The 750-nt window shown below is 34.3% G+C and carries 2 protein-coding genes; both read right to left on the bottom strand.

What is annotated here, in order from left to right:
- Positions 1–239, bottom strand: a 239-nt coding sequence (locus R8923_RS14225) for a hypothetical protein (RefSeq protein ID WP_485873420.1), incomplete at its 3' end; no start/stop codon positions are given.
- 50 nt (positions 240–289) lie between these two features.
- Positions 290–511, bottom strand: a complete 222-nt coding sequence (locus tag R8923_RS14220; protein WP_485873419.1) for a WXG100 family type VII secretion target — start codon at positions 509–511, stop codon at positions 290–292.
- Between the last annotated feature and the right edge of the window lie 239 nt (positions 512–750).

Raw genomic sequence — 750 nt, 5'->3', positions numbered from 1 at the left:
ACACGAATGGCTTGACTCCTTGCAAAGCGCATTTGACCGGTAACATCATACATGTTCTGATACTGCCTTTTTCTACGATATTGAAACTCAAAAAACTTATCTTGTGATTGTCGTTGTTTATCCTGTGCCACATGTAACTGTTCTAATTTCATTTTTAAATTTCTTACTTCCACTTGACATTCTGATGCTCGATTTTCTTGATAACGAATACTTTGGGTCAGTTGATCAAATACCTCCATTGTATTTTCCTCCCTTTCTCTAAAAACTCACTTATGTCAGACTGTTTGCATTATTTCACCCCAAAGTGGCAAGAAAGATTCCTATCATTCTCTTCTATGATGCTGGTAGTTTTTTTGTAACGGTACTTCGATTGATTCATTAAGCTTGAAAACTCTTTTGCTTTTGGCTTCAATTGATTAAACTCATCATCAAATCTCTGAAAGACCCGACCTTCCCATTCACTACGTAGTTGGCCTTGCGTCTGAGATAAACAGTGACGTAATCGTTTCATATCACGTGCACCTTATCTCACAAGTTTTTACATGATGCTTATAAATCTGCCGGGCTCATTCTATATGACTAGAGCTCTCACCATTTCCTCTTTTTAATTTAGTATACCATATCACATGATTAAAATGAATTTATTTTCTGTTTTTTATTCAATTGTACACATAAATCTAATTCAGTGTATACTTTTATCTTAAATAAATGTTGCGCTTAAAAGATTTGCTATCATTTCAATCCAAGTTA

Source organism: Listeria tempestatis (assembly GCF_963575625.1).
GTDB lineage: Bacteria > Bacillota > Bacilli > Lactobacillales > Listeriaceae > Listeria > Listeria tempestatis.
Note: the sequence above shows the minus strand (reverse complement) of the source record. Positions and strands in the feature narration are given on the sequence as shown.

What these genes read in the sequence shown, in the direction of transcription:
- R8923_RS14220 (WP_485873419.1), bottom strand. Translation starts at nt 511, where the DNA reads ATGAAACGATTACGTCACTGTTTATCTCAGACGCAAGGCCAACTACGT.